The sequence below is a fragment of the Okeania sp. SIO3I5 genome, from assembly GCF_010672085.1.
Classification (GTDB): domain Bacteria; phylum Cyanobacteriota; class Cyanobacteriia; order Cyanobacteriales; family Microcoleaceae; genus Trichodesmium.
In genome coordinates, this window is record NZ_JAAHHT010000116.1 from 13774 (window position 1) to 28067 (window position 14294).

Below are 14294 nucleotides of genomic sequence, written 5' to 3' on the forward strand. Positions count from 1 at the left end.
TAGCTCTTGTAGAGGTATTTCATGGAATTTCTCTAGATCGAAACTTAGGCATTTTCAAGAAAAATCAGGTTTGAGATTGCTTCCTATGATTTTCAGACTTTTGTGGAATGGGCATCTTGCCCGTTCGTAATATTTTCAGGTGGTACGGATGCCATCTGGTTTGATGATTTTTAGTAGTCAGATGATTTTCAGACTTTTGTGGAATTTGCATCTTGCTCGTTCCTAATATTTTCAGGTGGTACGGATGTCATCTGATTCTATGATTTTTAGTAGTCAGATAATTTTCCGACTTTTGTGGAATTTGCATCTTGCCCGTTCCTAATATTTTCAGGTGGGAAAGATGCCATGTGATTCTATGATTTTTAGTAGTCAGATAATTTTCCGACTTTTGTGGAATTTGCATCTTGCCCGTTCCTAATATTTTCAGGTGGGAAAGATGCCATGTGATTCTATGATTTTTAGTAGTCAGATAATTTTCCGACTTTTGTGGAATTTGCATCTTGCCCGTTCCTAATATTTTCAGGTGGGAAAGATGCCATGTGATTCTATGATTTTTAGTAGTCAGATAATTTTCCGACTTTTGTGGAATTTGCATCTTGCCCGTTCCTAATATTTTCAGGTGGGAAAGATGCCATGTGATTCTATGATTTTTAATAGTCAGATAATTTTCCGACTTTTGTGGAATGGGCATCTTGCCCGTTCCTGATATTTTCAGGTGGGAAAGATGCCATGTGATTCTATGATTTTTAATAGTCAGATAATTTTCCGACTTTTGTGGAATTTGCATCTTGCCCGTTCCTAATATTTTCAGGTGGTACGGATGTCATCTGATTCTATGATTTTTAATAGTCAGATAATTTTCCGACTTTTGTGGAATGGGCATCTTGCCCGTTCCTGATATTTTCAGGTGGGAAAGATGCCATGTGATTCTATGATTTTTAATAGTCAGATAATTTTCCGACTTTTGTGGAATTTGCATCTTGCCCGTTCCTAATATTTTCAGGTGGTACGGATGCCATGTGATTCTATGATTTTTAGTAGTCAGATGATTTTCCGACTTTTGTGGAATGGGCATCTTGCCCGTTCCTGATATTTTCAGGTGGGAAAGATGCCATGTGATTCTATGATTTTTAATAGTCAGATAATTTTCCGACTTTTGTGGAATGGGCATCTTGCCCGTTCCTAATATTTTCAGGTGGTACGGATGCCATGTGATTCTATGATTTTTAATAGTCAGATAATTTTCCGACTTTTGTGGAATGGGCATCTTGCCCGTTCCTAATATTTTCAGGTGGGAAAGATGCCATCTGATTGTATAATTTTTAGTAGTCAGATGATTTTCCGACTTTTGTGGAATTTGCATCTTGCCCGTTCCTAATATTTTCAGGTGGGAAAGATGCCATCTGATTGTATAATTTTTAGTAGTCAGATGATTTTCCGACTTTTGTGGAATTTGCATATTGCCCGTTCCTAATATTTTCAGGTGGGAAAGATGCCATCTGATTGTATAATTTTTAGTAGTCAGATGATTTTCCGACTTTTGTGGAATGGGCATATTGCCCGTTCCTAATATTTTCAGGTGGGAAAGATGCCATCTGATTGTATAATTTTTAGTAGTCAGATGATTTTCCGACTTTTGTGGATCGGCATATTGCCCGTTCCTGATATTTTCAGGTGGGAAAGATGCCCTTGCCACTTATATTCATCCCGCCCCTCAGCAATGCCTTAAACCCAATTTTTGGGTAAGGGTTTGGAGACAAAACCCCTACTAACCTCGTGTAAATTCTAACTTTTAACTTCTGACTTCAACACCGCCTCCAACAATAGTAACTATTTCCAAATTATCGCCCGATCGCATCTCAGTTGTTTCCCAAAATTGTCTATGTAGAATCTCGCCATTATATTCTACAGCTACCAAACGGGGGTTTAATCCTAACTCCTCTAAAAAATTTGGTAGAAATGTCTGGGGTAAACAAGTACGAGTTTCTCCATTAACTTTAAGTGTAATTTGATTTGACATTCTAATTTAGCCTAGACTTTTTCCGGTAATATATTATGAGTACGTAGAGTTTGATAACGATTTAATTGAGACAGAAAATATTGAGTTACCAAAGTTGGTTGCTCTGCTTGCATAATTGCCCTAACTACAGATACACGCTCCGCACCAGAAGATAGAACTTCATCACAGTTTTGCATATCAATTCCACCAATAGCAAACCAGGGAATAGGGCAATTTTTCACAGCATAACTAACATATTCTAAACCTGCTGCTGCTTTATCTGATTTAGTCGGAGTTTCATATACTGGTCCTACTCCAATATAATCTGCTTCTTCCTGAATTGCTCGCTTCATTTCTTCTGGGTTTGTAGTAGAACGGCCTATGAGCTTCTGAGGGCCAAGTAGTTGTCTGGCAAGATTAATAGGTATATCATCTTGTCCGAGATGAACTCCATCTGCATCAACGGCGATCGCTAAATCTACTCGGTCATTCACAATAAATAGAGCGCCGTAGCGACGACAAATTTGACAAAGCTTTTGTGCTTCTGTCAATCTTGTCATGTCATCTGCTGTTTTATTTCGGTATTGGACAAGAGTTAATCCTCCCTGAAGAGCAGCTTCTACTATATCGACTAATCTTTCTTGAGGTGAGGTGACAAGATACAAGTAGGAGTTTTGTAACTGCTGATTTCTTTGATAGGCGAGAAGTCCACTTTCGATAGTATAAACTCGGTAACGTATTTGTTTACAAGCAGAAGCCATCTGGGAGTTATAAATTTTTCCGTATTCTTCTAGAACTCTGAGTGCTTCTTCTAACCGACAGAAGTTAACTTGCAGTAGTTGTTGAACATCTGAGCGGTGTTCTTCCTTGGGATGAGTCAATTCTGTACCAGGGTCCCCTGGGGTATTGCGGGACATTCTCAGTTCTGCGCCATGCCAACTCCCAATTTCTTGACGTAATTGTTTACACTCATTGGCCCAATTAATACTATTGAGGCCAAAGCGACACCATTCTTCAATAATTCTCAGCCCTTCCCGCGCCCTGTCTAAGTTGGCATCTAGAATTCGGCGGACTGCCGGCTGCACATTTTTGTCCCAATTATATCGATCGCCCATAAAAATTATCCTATAAATTTTAATCCTAGTTTGTGTTTATCAAAATAACTATAATCTTGGCCGCTCAAATATCTAGGGGGCAAACCAAGACAAATTTTGCTACTAATATAGATTGTTTTATAGTACAATGTCCCATGCAATATAGAAATTAGCTATTGTTCAGGTAATTTCTGAAATATTGTAGCTGTCAATATCTATAACCACAGAGCAAAAGGAAAGATACTCAGGCCATATTTATTTATAGAAAATGCTAACTCTCAGGTTAGACATTTTTCTTAGATTAATTGTTTGTGTAATAGATTAATTGTTTGTGTAATAGTTGGATAGCAATAATAGACAAATTTTGACGATCGCTATGACTAACTTATTAATTTCCTGAGTTGACTTATAACTTATGTTTCTAGTTAATTCTAATCGAAAGTAGTGGATATCTTTTGAGGGCGAGCTTAAGTTCAGAATTTCTTTAATTAATTTCTCATAAAACAACAAAATAAATATAGTTGATTTTGCTATAGATTTTTTCTAAATAATGGCGATCATACAATATAAATGTGTGATTCTTTTGAAGAGTTGTTCCTTCTGGAAATGGTTCAGGAAATGTAACTTGTTCAAAACAATTTTCACGGTTAAACTGTTCACTTTTTGTAGCTTGTGGTTCTGGGGAGCTTAATTAAATGCGACCTGTTTTCATCATGGTCATAATTATTCATTGCCTTTATAATTTATGGCTCTAATCGTTCATCCTTTACTATATCAACTTAATTCGGAATTAATCACTAGGGAAATAAACTCGGTTTCTTGATTGGGGTGCATAAGTCCCAGAAGCTAGGTTTATGAAGTAAAATTGATAATATCAAACATTAAATTAGGGTAATCAACCTAGTTTCTTGATTCGGGTGCATAATTCCTAACAATATAATCATGAAATTATCTGTCACAGTTTCCGAGGAAGAAAGCCGTGAACCAAATATTTATCCTTTTTTCACAGAAAAATAATCCAACAAATTTACTGCGGAAAACCAACCGTTTATCACCTCTTTTAGCTACAGCACTACTGGGGTTATTTACTTCTACAAGTCTGGCAGTACCATTAGTACAACAAGTTGCCCAATCCCCAGAGACTCAAACTAATTCTCAGATGAATGTGCTTTATGTTAGTTCATCTATTGGTAAAGACTCTGGAGATGGTACTAAAACTGCTCCTTTGAAAACTATTACTTATGCTTTAAAAATTGCTCAACCTAATACAACAATTTCACTTGCTCCTGGAACTTATAGCAGACAAACAGGTGAAGTTTTTCCTTTGATTTTACAGGCAAAAATCACAATAAAAGGTAACTCTTTCAACAATGGTAAAAATGTTTTAATTCAAGGTGGCGGTAATTTTAATAGTCCGACTTCAAAACAAAAAAATATTACAATCCTAGCTGCTAATAACTCAACTTTAAATGGTGTAACAATCACAAATCCTAATCTTCAAGGTTATGGTTTATGGATAGAATCTAGTGGTTTTGTTATTAGTAAAAATACTTTCACTGGTAATCGTCTAAATGGGATTTCTATGGTGGGTAGTAATATAGGAATTATTCAGAAAAATAGTTTCTATAACAACGGCGGAAATGGCATAACAATTTCTGATAATTCTCAACCAGAAATTAGAGATAATTTGTTTCAAAATACAGGTGTGGGAATTAAAATTTCTGATGATGCTGCTCCACAAATAATCGGAAATCGTCTAATTGAAAATGAAAATGGGATTATCATTCAAGGCAATGCACGGCCAATTTTGCGAGGTAATTATATAGAGAGTAATAGACAAAATGGAGTAACAGCGATCGCTCAATCCTTACCAGATTTAGGTAACTCTCAAGAACCTGGTCGTAATACTATTCGGAATAATGGTCGGTATGATATTTATTCTGTAGTTAAAGGTAAAACTATTCCTGCTTATGGAAATTCTTTAGGAGGCGATCGTAATTATGGCAGTATTGACATTGCAGGAAAAATTGCTCCTCCCCCAAGAGTTGCTCCTCTGAGAAATATTCCAGCTACTCCAACAGCAAGTCAGACAAAAAGGGAGTCTGAGCAGGAGGAAGTAGTTATGGAAACTGCATCTATTCAGAGAGACACTCAGGTAAAGACGAAAGAATCAAATTTTTCTGCTGACGGTGAAAAACCATCGGAGCGCAGCATATCTAGAAGACGACAAAATTCAACCACAGAAATGATTCTGATCCCGGTGCCACCTCCAGAAACCCAGAAAACATCTAGGGGAAATTCTTACGACGCAACAAATCGTCAGGGAAATTTGCCAAGACTACTACAAACTAATCCTAATTATCAGAATAGACAAACAATTGAAATACCAGTATCACCACCAGAGTCAAGGAGAAGAACTTTAGAAAGGTTGCGAAATTTACCCCCTAGAAACACTACTCCAACTTTTGGAGGTAACACACCAGTTGCAGATCCTGGTTTACTACCTGTTCCGAAAGCAAATATTCCCCTTGGTCGTGGAGGTTATGTACCACCTGGTATTGGCAAAAATCAAAATCCTAATCCTTGGTCTAGACTATCCAGGTCTAATTCTCGAAGTCGTGCAGCAGCTTTGGGTTTGCGTTATCGGGTAATTGTGAATGTAAATAATCTTTCTCAGCAGTATAAGTTGCGATCGCTTGTACCAGATGCTTTTTCTACTAATATTAATGGAAATTCTGTAATGCAGGCAGGAGCTTTTCGGAGTCGTCTTGAAGCGGATCAGCTATTAATAACTTTGCGGAATAATGGTTTAAATGCTGAAATTATACCCGTGCAATAATACCATTTCTCAAAAATTTTTCTACATTTTTGCATTGCAGGGGAGTAGGGGAGTAAGGGAGTAGGGGAGTAGGGGAGTAGGGGAGTAGGGGAGAAGTCAACATTAAGAATAGTTAGCCATAATATAATCAGGACTTACGCAGGAGAACCCAGAAACCCGGTTTCTCATAGACATCTATTGTTCAAAACAACAATTTCTCCTAGAAACCGGGTTTCTTTGCGTAAGTTCTAATAATGTAGCAACTTTTGCTCTAGATATAAATCCTCTAGTTTACGTTGAATGATGAAAGTCAATTTATGTTTTCCGGGTGCATTTACTTCCTGATGTTCGATGAGTTGATGACAAAACATAATTACCAATAATTGATAATTAATCAATTCGGTTTAAAAGCCTTTCTTTACCAATGAATAATTGAGATTTTCGTGATAGTTTTCATTATCCACTAAAAAGATTTCCTTATATTCAATCAAGCACGGTTTGAACCAGAGGTAATTATCCATTATCAATTAATAAAGACTGTTGATTTTTATTATTTTTTGAAAAAAACAAACATTGAATAATATCATGTTCGGATAATCAGTGATAAAAAAACTTTCTCCTCCTTATAACTTAAAATTCCCTCCTCTTCTCTCCTGACTCCTGACTCCTCCATTTTTATTTATAACTATTCAACCAGACATGATATAAAACATCCAAACAAAAATTTTTTTGATGCAGTAGACACAATTTGCTTGACTAGGACTACAATGGACGTGCTTAGTTTTAAAATTTAAGAGGTATACAATATGGTAATATCTGCTACTCCTACCAACGCTAAGGTCTTAGTAATTCCTCAGAGACAAGATTATGTCCAACCTCCTGTGGCCAAAACAGTTCCATTAGATAAGATTAGAAAAAAATTGGACATGACACTATTAGCCCTCAAGGTTTTAATAGGTATTAATTCTGAGTCCATAGTTCGAGTAGCAAGTAAATTAAATATACCCCCAAAAATTGTTGATAAAATTGCTCTAACAGTAGGAGAAGACAAGGGAGAAAAATGGGCAGTATCCGAAAATCAACCTCTAAAAGTACAAGAAGCTCAAAGTTTTATATTAGTTATTTGTCACTTGGCAAAACAAAACCAAGCATTAATTCGTCGTGCAGTGGCGTTAATGGAACAAATGGGTACTGAAGATAGTAAACTTCAATCAGTTACTTTATTAAGGGAATATATTTGTAACTTTAAAAAAGCACATCAAGATTATTACTGGAATCGTGAAAAGATGAAACCAGATAATTCAGAAACACTAGCTTTAAAGCTATTAGTTGATTTGTTATTTTATAGCGCTCCTCAAGGATGCGATCGTCTTTTGTCAAGCCTCAAATCTTAATAAAAAAACAATCTTATCAACCCATCATTAACAAATCATAATTAATCTAAATTGTTGCTACGAAAAAACTATAAAATCAATTGATGGAACGAAAAAAAATGTAAAAGATTCAGAGAATTAAGAATAATTAGTTAATGCGAGTATAGCAATTCCCACAGTTATGAAGTACATTGAAAATCCCCCTAAATCCCCCTTTGAAAGGGGGACTTTGAAGGCTCCACCCTTACAAAGGGGGGCATGGGGGGATATAAAACTGTACCTCATAGGTTTAAGAACTACTATATAGCAATTCCCACAGTTATGAAGTACATTGAAAATCCCCCTAAATCCCCCTTTGAAAGGGGGACTTTGAAGGCTCCCTTACAAAGGAGGGCGGGGGGATATAAAACTTTACTTCATAGATTTAAGAACTGCTATATATAAAATATAAAGATCAAGCTCCTTAATTCTTAATTCTCTATAATTTATAGCTTTAAGCATTTAGCGATCGCCTAACCTCCTGAGTCGTAACTGCGAACTTCAGCTATCAACTCTAAGAGAAATAGTTGTAGATGATATAGCAGTCGAAGCAAAGGGCGCGGATATTTATAAATCCTGTTTGCGGAGCATTTCCGCAGGAAAAACTCTTAGACAGTTTACCGAAAAAATAACGTTTAAAGCTTCTCCTTTGAAGGAGAAAAAAAGAAAAAAAATTCCTTTTAACCAATTCTCTTCTTTTTAAAAAGAGGTAATTATTAATTATTAATTATTAATTATTGAATATTCCCTATTACCAAGCGCTACCCGCTATAGATTAATATTTAAAAATGTCTTCACGAACTTATACTCCCCCAACTTGTACATTAAAAGTGACAGCTAGAGGTTTAGCATTGTTAAGATGGTTTGGTATACCAAGAAAACAACGCTTTAGTCTCAGTTTTGACGATCCTAGGGTATCTGAAGCAGAGCATATTACAGTTAAGGGCGATCGCCGTGAACTGGATACTCTCCACAAAGTTGTTACTACTTATGTGCAAGAATTTCTAGATAAGTCTCCGAATTTACCCTCAGATATGGAAAATACAGGAGAAGAAAAGAATAGTAATATACCATTACAAGATCCTGTACAAGATCCTGATACAAAAATTCAGGAAGATACTATGGCAGAAGATACTATCGAAAGTGCTGATGGTAAAGTTGTCAATCCTTATTCTCAACCCCCCATCAAGAATCAAAATATCTATGTGCAACCACGGGACTTATTAACCCACGATCTATTTTTAGGATCTTTAGCAAATAAAGAATCAGGAAAATTTATTTCCCTAAGTATGCTCCAACTATTTGACTTAGCGATCGCTCTAGATGAATGTCATACAGATTTAGAAAAATTACCTCAATTTCAATCTAATGGAGAAGTTAAAGCTATTCCTGAATGGTTGCGTACTGCCATACTAATTATAATTACTGCTGGTTTGACTGCTGGCGGAATTCAACTCTATAACCGCTATGTCATAAGTCAGCAAAAGCAAAATGAAAAAATTGCTACATCAGATAATAATCAATCAATTCCTCCCCAAACATCTCCAACCCCTACTCAATTACCAACGCCAAATGTACCTCCATCGCCATTACCAACGCCACCAACAAATTTACCAACAACAACCATAATCAAACCTTCTCCCATTGCCACACCATCTCCTTTATTTCCTCAACCAAATTCTCCAGCATCACCTGCTCCTAATAATTTACCACCACCTGATTTTTCTCGCACTCCCCAAAACCAGGGAAATGCGACTACATTCGTTATTCCACCAGCACCACCGCTAACACCACCGCCAATTCCTCCAGCAGCAATACCTAATTATGGAGTGCCAGTACAACCTGTATATCCTGTACAACCGCCTCCAAGTCTGCAAATTCAACCTGCTCCAAATCAAGCTCCATTACCAAATGTTAATAGGAGAAGAGTAGAACCCTATTTAGATGTGAGTAGGATTCCGATAAATGTTCCGAGAGCAATTGATTTACCGCCGTTGCCGGATGTAGATCCGGTTGCACTGCGCGATATCCCGACTACTGTTGAACCTAGTAATGAAGAAAAGAAGTCTAAATATACATTATTTGATCGAATTCCTCAAGTAGCAGAGGTGAGAGAATACTTTGAAAAAAGTTGGGAACCACCGTCAGATTTAAAGAAAGATTTGCAGTATAGTTTGTTATTAAATGGTGATGGTTCCGTGAAAAAGGTAACTCCGATTAGTCAAGCATCGGTTGAATTTTATGGTAATACAAATATGCCTCTAGAAGAAGAAGTTTTTGTGTCTAATATTGAGGGCGGAAAAACTGCTAAAATTCGATTGGTTTTGAGTCGAGATGGTGAAGTAAAGACTTTTTTAGAGTCTTTGAATTAGTAAATAGGGAGTAGGTTCAATAATTAATAATTAACAATTAATAATTAATAATTAAATTAATAATTAGCTCTTCTGTAATAGAAGGATTTGGTTCAAAGGAATCTTTTTCTTTTTTCTCCATGAATGGAGAGTCTTTATACCTCAATTTTTCGGTAAAAGAATTGATGATTTCTGTAAATATCAAATCATACAGAATTTGTAGGGGCAAACGGCCGTTTGCCCCTAAAATATCTAGTGGCGTGACTAACCTAAAATGTTGCAATAGTACCCGAACTAACTAACCTACAACTGACTCTGCCAAAATTTCCGGTAAACTTAGTAGTAGTCATACCTTGGATAAATTCTAAATTCTAAATTCTAAATTCTTAACGCCAGCAGAAATAGGCGATCGCTAACTTCAAGATTAACAGGACTTACGCAAAGAAACCCGGTTTCTACCGTAAATCGTTGTTTTTGACAATAAACATCTACGAGAAACCCGGTTTCTGGATTCGCCTGCGTAAGTCCTGATTAAATCTTATTTTTGCTCCCATTCTGCTTGCGTCTCTGACTAGGAAGAGGCCCTAGACTGTGATTCACAGGACCCCCAGCAATAGGAATGACCTGATTTTTGCGCTCTTCTTCCAGAGTTTTCAGTTTAGTATAATCAATCCAGTGAATACAATTAACAGGACAAGTGTCGATCGCTTCTTGGATTAATTCTTCAGAGTTACCATCTTGCTGAAAAACACGCGCTCGCCCATGATCCGGTTCTATATAAAAAGTATTACGAGCAACATGGGCGCAGTGTCTACAACCAATACAGGTTATTTCATCAACATAAACCCCTTTTTGTCGCAACACTCCACCAAGTTCTGGTTCAAAACCCGAACGTTCGGGAGCATCCCGTAATATTCCACCAAGTTCGGGTTCTAAACCGGAGCGTTCTGTTTCACCTTCTTGGGAGGATGAAGAAAAATCTAACATTTTAGTATTTTGTAAAAGTAATAATATTATCTATTTATTTATAAGTTTAGTAGATTAGGATTTGGGCGCAGATACAGCATATTGCAAGTATATGAAGTACAGAAATTAATAGTTAAATCCTATCAGTGCGGGCATCTTGCCCGCGATGGGTGTACCTCATGCCTGGTGGAATCCGCTGTATTTATAAATGCTCAAACGAGTGTCAGGGATTACTTCTGAATTGCGCGTAGCGCTATAATAATTGTTGAGTTTCGCTAATGCTTTTTCCTACGGAATTTTCCGCAAACATATTGCACAGCAAAACCCAACTTACAGTTGAAATCACTTTTCCATAATTTGAAAAGCTGAGTACCAAGCGCTAATTGCCGACTGCTATTCAAGCACTCCAACGTTGAACAACTAGACGAACAGATCCGTCCTGATTTTTTTGCTGTTCGGTAACCTGAAATCCTTGTTTAGCAGTTTCATTAATTACGGTATGGAAAGCATAGCGCTGAGTCACCAGGTTAACAAATCGATCTACAGACCATACTTGTTGCCAGAATTGTAGATCGGCAACCAGCTCATATTCCTTACCATTCCAGGTAAACCCTAAGTCATACCCATTATTTTGTTCTACAACCACTTCCGCAGTGCTAGTTTGTCCGCGATAACCCCGGACTTCTGTTGGACCTGATTTCCAGTCAATACCTAAATCTGTGAGAGCAGACTGCAAAGACTTCAGATTACGAATTTGAGTTTTGATTTGACTAAAGTGTGACATATTAATTCTAAGAGAAATAAACTGAACTCAACAAGAAAAAACAATTTTAGTAACTGCTAAAAGAAGAAACTTGCGTTGTAGCAGTATCAGACTGATGCTGCTGTTGGGCAAAGTATTCAGAAGTTGACTCTTGAGTTAAGACAATACCTAACTCAGATTCAATTGCCGCAGTTACTTCTCTACAGGATTTACCGACAATGCCAGTAACTTTTTCCTGTACGCGACCATCTGGATGAATTATGAACTCTAAAGTTTCTACGTTCATAGATGAATGATGAACAGTATGTAGGACTATCTAGAGATACCAATTTTTTGAAACTGATATCTGCTGAAGTTGCTTCTTGATTTTTTTAATGAATTGCTTTTAATCTAAATCAATTTTTATAAATTGATAGATAAGGCATCATTTCTTAACAAAAGTTATTATAATCTGAAGCACTGCATCAGTTATTTGTTAAGTTTGGCGTATATTTCTCTAACCGTCAAGATGGTGGACCCAGGTACGAGGAAATCTCGGATCGAGAAGATAGCCTGATGAGTAATGTAATAAAACTTCAAACTCAAAGTTCTTGACAAATATCACTCAGGCTGTTAAAGAAAAGATTTCTCTTTAATATTTCTTGTCCAATAAGTATTTTGGATTTTCTCGGTCAACTATGCCTTGACAATACAAATGATTTTCTGGGTTAAGCTCGCATATAGCAGTCACCATGATTGTTAGAATTTATCAAATAGCTGTTTGTGTAGAACAACCTAGGAAACTAACAGAATATCAATTATTAACCTGATATCCTAGATAACTAAAGCCTTCTTTATTCTTCTCTCTTCTATTAGAATAAAGACTCAATATATTATCTGAAATAACTTTGATGTTTTCTTAGTAAAAATTAGGTTGTGAATTATTTAATTTTGGTTAATTTTGAAAATTAAAGGTTTTTTATACAGTTAATTGATTGGAAATATAGCCATCAGAAATGATTTATGAGAAAAAACTGTAGGGGTTTGGTCTCTAAACCCAAGCGCCAAGGGATTTGGAGACCAAACCCCTACGATAAAATGTTACAACCTAATTTAGGATTGCTATACTAACGAGCAATTTAATTGAGTCAGGAGTCAGGAGTCAGGAGTCAGAAGTTAAATTCTGATCTTTTTTATCTTGATCGAACTAGAAAAAAAGATTTAATTGATAATTGTATTGTTTTGCTACCGCACAACTCCGTTAATACTGCGTGACATGAAAAACGCAGTTCCTTGGTAGAAAGCTAACTGATTGAAATGAAGGGTTTTAGACCCAATTATTTTCAGAATAAAAGTCTGTCCAATTAAATTAAATGCCATGAACACAACACAAACTATAAGTTCCAATAATCAAATCCATGTAGGTGTTTTAGGTTTCGGTGGTCTGGGGCAAGCTGCAGCTAGGGTACTTACACCTAAACAAGAAATGGCCTTAGTTGCTGCTGCTGACCAAAAAGGTTACGCCTACAACCGTCAAGGATTAAATCCTGACCAGTGTATGAGTATATACAATACCCAAGGGTCTTTGGGTTATTTAGAACCTGGTGGGGTTTTAACTAATCAAAGTATTGAGGAATTAATTAAAGTAGCTGATACTGTGGATGGTTATTTTCTGGCCCTTCCTAACTTGCCTAATACTTTTATGGCAAATGTCGCTAAACAATTTATTGCTGCTGGTTGGCGAGGAGTATTGGTAGATGCCATTAAGCGTACCAGCGCAGTCGAACAATTATTGGCCCTTCAAGATGAGCTACAAGCTGCGGGTATTACTTATATGACTGGTTGTGGCGCAACTCCTGGTTTATTAACCGCAGCAGCAACTGTAGCAGCTCAGAGTTATGCGGAAATTCATAGTGTGACAATTACTTTTGGAGTAGGTATTGCTAATTGGGAAGCTTACCGCGCCACAATTCGCGAAGATATTGGCCATTTGCCCGGATATGATGTGGAAAAAGCTAAGGCCATGACTGATGCTGAGGTGGAAGCTTTGTTGGAAGAGACAAATGGTCTGTTGAAATTGGAGAATATGGAACACGCTGACGATATTATGTTGGAGTTGGCAGGAATTTGCGATCGCGATCGAGTAACAGTTGGAGGTATTGTTGATACTCGCAACCCGAAAAAACCTTTAAGTACAAATGTTCAGGTTACAGGTCGTACTTTTGAAGGGAAAATTTCTACTCACACTTTTACATTGGGGGATGAAACTAGCATGGCAGCTAATGTTTGCGGTCCTGCGTTTGGTTATTTGAAGGCAGGAGTAGATTTATATCGCAGAGGTATTTATGGTTTATTTACTGCTGCTGAAGTTATGCCGAAGTTTGTCAGGTAAAAGCAGTCAGCGGTTAGCAGTCAGCAGTCAGCAAGATGATTTTTCTAAATTTAACCCAGAGTTGCTAAAAGCTGATGGAGTGTTACAAAAAACCGGGTTTATGGGAGGTTGATATTAATGCTTCACTACATTAATATCAACCCGGTTTCTATGCCTTTTTACACTGATACTATCGGATTTGATATTAACCATTTGGGAATTGCTATAGCAATCAGTTGTAATTTGTGAGAATTTGTAATATTTGATCGTAGGGGTTTGGTCTCCAAACCCCATCTTAGCTTGGGGAGAGGAGACCAAATCCCTACAGTTTTTTCTCACATCTCATTCCTGATTGCTATATATAAAGTATGAAATTATATTGACATAGTTACTAAATCTATAGAAAAATATTCTTTGACTTAGTTTTAATTAAGTGTTACCTTAACGGGGTGAACTACAACACCCTCTATCCCATTGCTAAAAGCGTTTGGGACTACTTTTCTTATCGGTATTTAAACGAACATTGACATGACTCATTGTA

At 36.8% G+C, this 14294-nt stretch carries 15 protein-coding genes; 5 read left to right on the forward strand and 10 right to left on the reverse strand.

Going from position 1 to position 14294, the window contains the following annotated elements; translation table 11 throughout:
* Positions 1-64 precede the first annotated feature (64 nt).
* The 5 genes from F6K40_RS23155 to F6K40_RS23175 all read right to left on the reverse strand — a co-directional run bounded on the left by F6K40_RS23155 (position 65) and on the right by F6K40_RS23175 (position 3114).
* Positions 65-211: a hypothetical protein gene (locus F6K40_RS23155; RefSeq protein ID WP_293139459.1), complete on the reverse strand. Its 147-nt coding sequence runs from the start codon at positions 209-211 to the stop codon at positions 65-67.
* Between the two features lie 36 nt (positions 212-247).
* The gene (locus F6K40_RS23160; RefSeq protein ID WP_293139460.1) at positions 248-787 is read right to left on the reverse strand and encodes a hypothetical protein; all 540 of its coding nucleotides are present in this window, start codon (positions 785-787) and stop codon (positions 248-250) included.
* Between the two features lie 36 nt (positions 788-823).
* Complete coding sequence (locus F6K40_RS23165) at positions 824-1696, reverse strand: hypothetical protein (protein ID WP_293139461.1); 873 nt, start codon at positions 1694-1696, stop codon at positions 824-826.
* Between the two features lie 96 nt (positions 1697-1792).
* Positions 1793-2020, reverse strand: a complete 228-nt coding sequence (thiS, locus tag F6K40_RS23170; RefSeq protein ID WP_293139462.1) for a sulfur carrier protein ThiS — start codon at positions 2018-2020, stop codon at positions 1793-1795.
* 11 nt (positions 2021-2031) lie between these two features.
* The gene (locus F6K40_RS23175) at positions 2032-3114 is read right to left on the reverse strand and encodes a thiamine phosphate synthase (RefSeq protein WP_293139463.1); all 1083 of its coding nucleotides are present in this window, start codon (positions 3112-3114) and stop codon (positions 2032-2034) included.
* A 958-nt stretch (positions 3115-4072) separates the two neighbouring features.
* Here F6K40_RS23175 and F6K40_RS23180 point away from each other — a divergent pair.
* On the forward strand, positions 4073-5932 hold the full coding sequence (locus tag F6K40_RS23180; protein ID WP_293139464.1) for a DUF1565 domain-containing protein: 1860 nt from the start codon (positions 4073-4075) through the stop codon (positions 5930-5932).
* A gap of 227 nt (positions 5933-6159) precedes the next feature.
* Here the strand turns inward: F6K40_RS23180 and F6K40_RS23185 are convergent, their stop codons facing one another.
* Complete coding sequence (locus tag F6K40_RS23185; RefSeq protein ID WP_293139465.1) at positions 6160-6309, reverse strand: hypothetical protein; 150 nt, start codon at positions 6307-6309, stop codon at positions 6160-6162.
* Positions 6310-6717: 408 nt separating this feature from the next.
* Here F6K40_RS23185 and F6K40_RS23190 point away from each other — a divergent pair, with 408 nt between their 5' ends.
* Positions 6718-7305 carry a DUF3038 domain-containing protein gene (locus F6K40_RS23190; RefSeq protein ID WP_293139466.1) on the forward strand — a complete coding sequence of 196 codons (588 nt, stop codon included), beginning with the start codon at positions 6718-6720 and terminating at the stop codon, positions 7303-7305.
* A gap of 806 nt (positions 7306-8111) precedes the next feature.
* Positions 8112-9695 carry a DUF4335 domain-containing protein gene (locus tag F6K40_RS23195; RefSeq protein ID WP_293139467.1) on the forward strand — a complete coding sequence of 528 codons (1584 nt, stop codon included), beginning with the start codon at positions 8112-8114 and terminating at the stop codon, positions 9693-9695.
* A 37-nt stretch (positions 9696-9732) separates the two neighbouring features.
* On the opposite strand, the gene F6K40_RS23200 is transcribed toward F6K40_RS23195, so the two are convergent.
* The 4 genes from F6K40_RS23200 to F6K40_RS23215 all read right to left on the reverse strand — a co-directional run bounded on the left by F6K40_RS23200 (position 9733) and on the right by F6K40_RS23215 (position 11689).
* Entirely contained in the window at positions 9733-9957 is a 225-nt protein-coding gene (locus F6K40_RS23200) for a hypothetical protein (protein ID WP_293139468.1), read from the reverse strand.
* 248 nt (positions 9958-10205) lie between these two features.
* Positions 10206-10661 carry a ferredoxin gene (locus F6K40_RS23205; RefSeq protein WP_293139469.1) on the reverse strand — a complete coding sequence of 152 codons (456 nt, stop codon included), beginning with the start codon at positions 10659-10661 and terminating at the stop codon, positions 10206-10208.
* 376 nt (positions 10662-11037) lie between these two features.
* The gene (locus tag F6K40_RS23210) at positions 11038-11424 is read right to left on the reverse strand and encodes a DUF1257 domain-containing protein (RefSeq protein ID WP_293139470.1); all 387 of its coding nucleotides are present in this window, start codon (positions 11422-11424) and stop codon (positions 11038-11040) included.
* A gap of 46 nt (positions 11425-11470) precedes the next feature.
* Entirely contained in the window at positions 11471-11689 is a 219-nt protein-coding gene (locus tag F6K40_RS23215) for a DUF2997 domain-containing protein (RefSeq protein ID WP_293139471.1), read from the reverse strand.
* 1071 nt (positions 11690-12760) lie between these two features.
* Between F6K40_RS23215 and bioU the strand changes: the two genes are divergently transcribed.
* Both bioU and F6K40_RS23225 read left to right on the forward strand, forming a co-directional pair.
* Positions 12761-13774 (forward strand): (S)-8-amino-7-oxononanoate synthase BioU, encoded by a 1014-nt coding sequence (gene bioU / locus F6K40_RS23220; RefSeq protein WP_293139472.1) that lies wholly within the window; start codon positions 12761-12763, stop codon positions 13772-13774.
* The gene (locus F6K40_RS23225; RefSeq protein WP_293139473.1) at positions 13764-13886 is read left to right on the forward strand and encodes a hypothetical protein; all 123 of its coding nucleotides are present in this window, start codon (positions 13764-13766) and stop codon (positions 13884-13886) included. Before bioU ends, F6K40_RS23225 begins: the two co-directional genes overlap by 11 nt.
* The last annotated feature ends 408 nt before the right edge of the window (positions 13887-14294 follow it).

Bases quoted from the DNA above. Each gene is read 5' to 3' on its own strand.
- F6K40_RS23210 (WP_293139470.1), bottom strand. From the start codon at position 11,424: ATGTCACACTTTAGTCAAATCAAAACTCAAATTCGTAATCTGAAGTCT.
- F6K40_RS23195 (WP_293139467.1), top strand. From the start codon at position 8,112: ATGTCTTCACGAACTTATACTCCCCCAACTTGTACATTAAAAGTGACA.
- F6K40_RS23160 (WP_293139460.1), bottom strand. From the start codon at position 787: ATGCAAATTCCACAAAAGTCGGAAAATTATCTGACTATTAAAAATCAT.
- F6K40_RS23155 (WP_293139459.1), bottom strand. From the start codon at position 211: ATGCAAATTCCACAAAAGTCTGAAAATCATCTGACTACTAAAAATCAT.
- thiS (WP_293139462.1), bottom strand. From the start codon at position 2,020: ATGTCAAATCAAATTACACTTAAAGTTAATGGAGAAACTCGTACTTGT.
- F6K40_RS23175 (WP_293139463.1), bottom strand. From the start codon at position 3,114: ATGGGCGATCGATATAATTGGGACAAAAATGTGCAGCCGGCAGTCCGC.
- bioU (WP_293139472.1), top strand. From the start codon at position 12,761: ATGAACACAACACAAACTATAAGTTCCAATAATCAAATCCATGTAGGT.
- F6K40_RS23190 (WP_293139466.1), top strand. From the start codon at position 6,718: ATGGTAATATCTGCTACTCCTACCAACGCTAAGGTCTTAGTAATTCCT.
- F6K40_RS23215 (WP_293139471.1), bottom strand. From the start codon at position 11,689: ATGAACGTAGAAACTTTAGAGTTCATAATTCATCCAGATGGTCGCGTA.
- F6K40_RS23205 (WP_293139469.1), bottom strand. From the start codon at position 10,661: ATGTTAGATTTTTCTTCATCCTCCCAAGAAGGTGAAACAGAACGCTCC.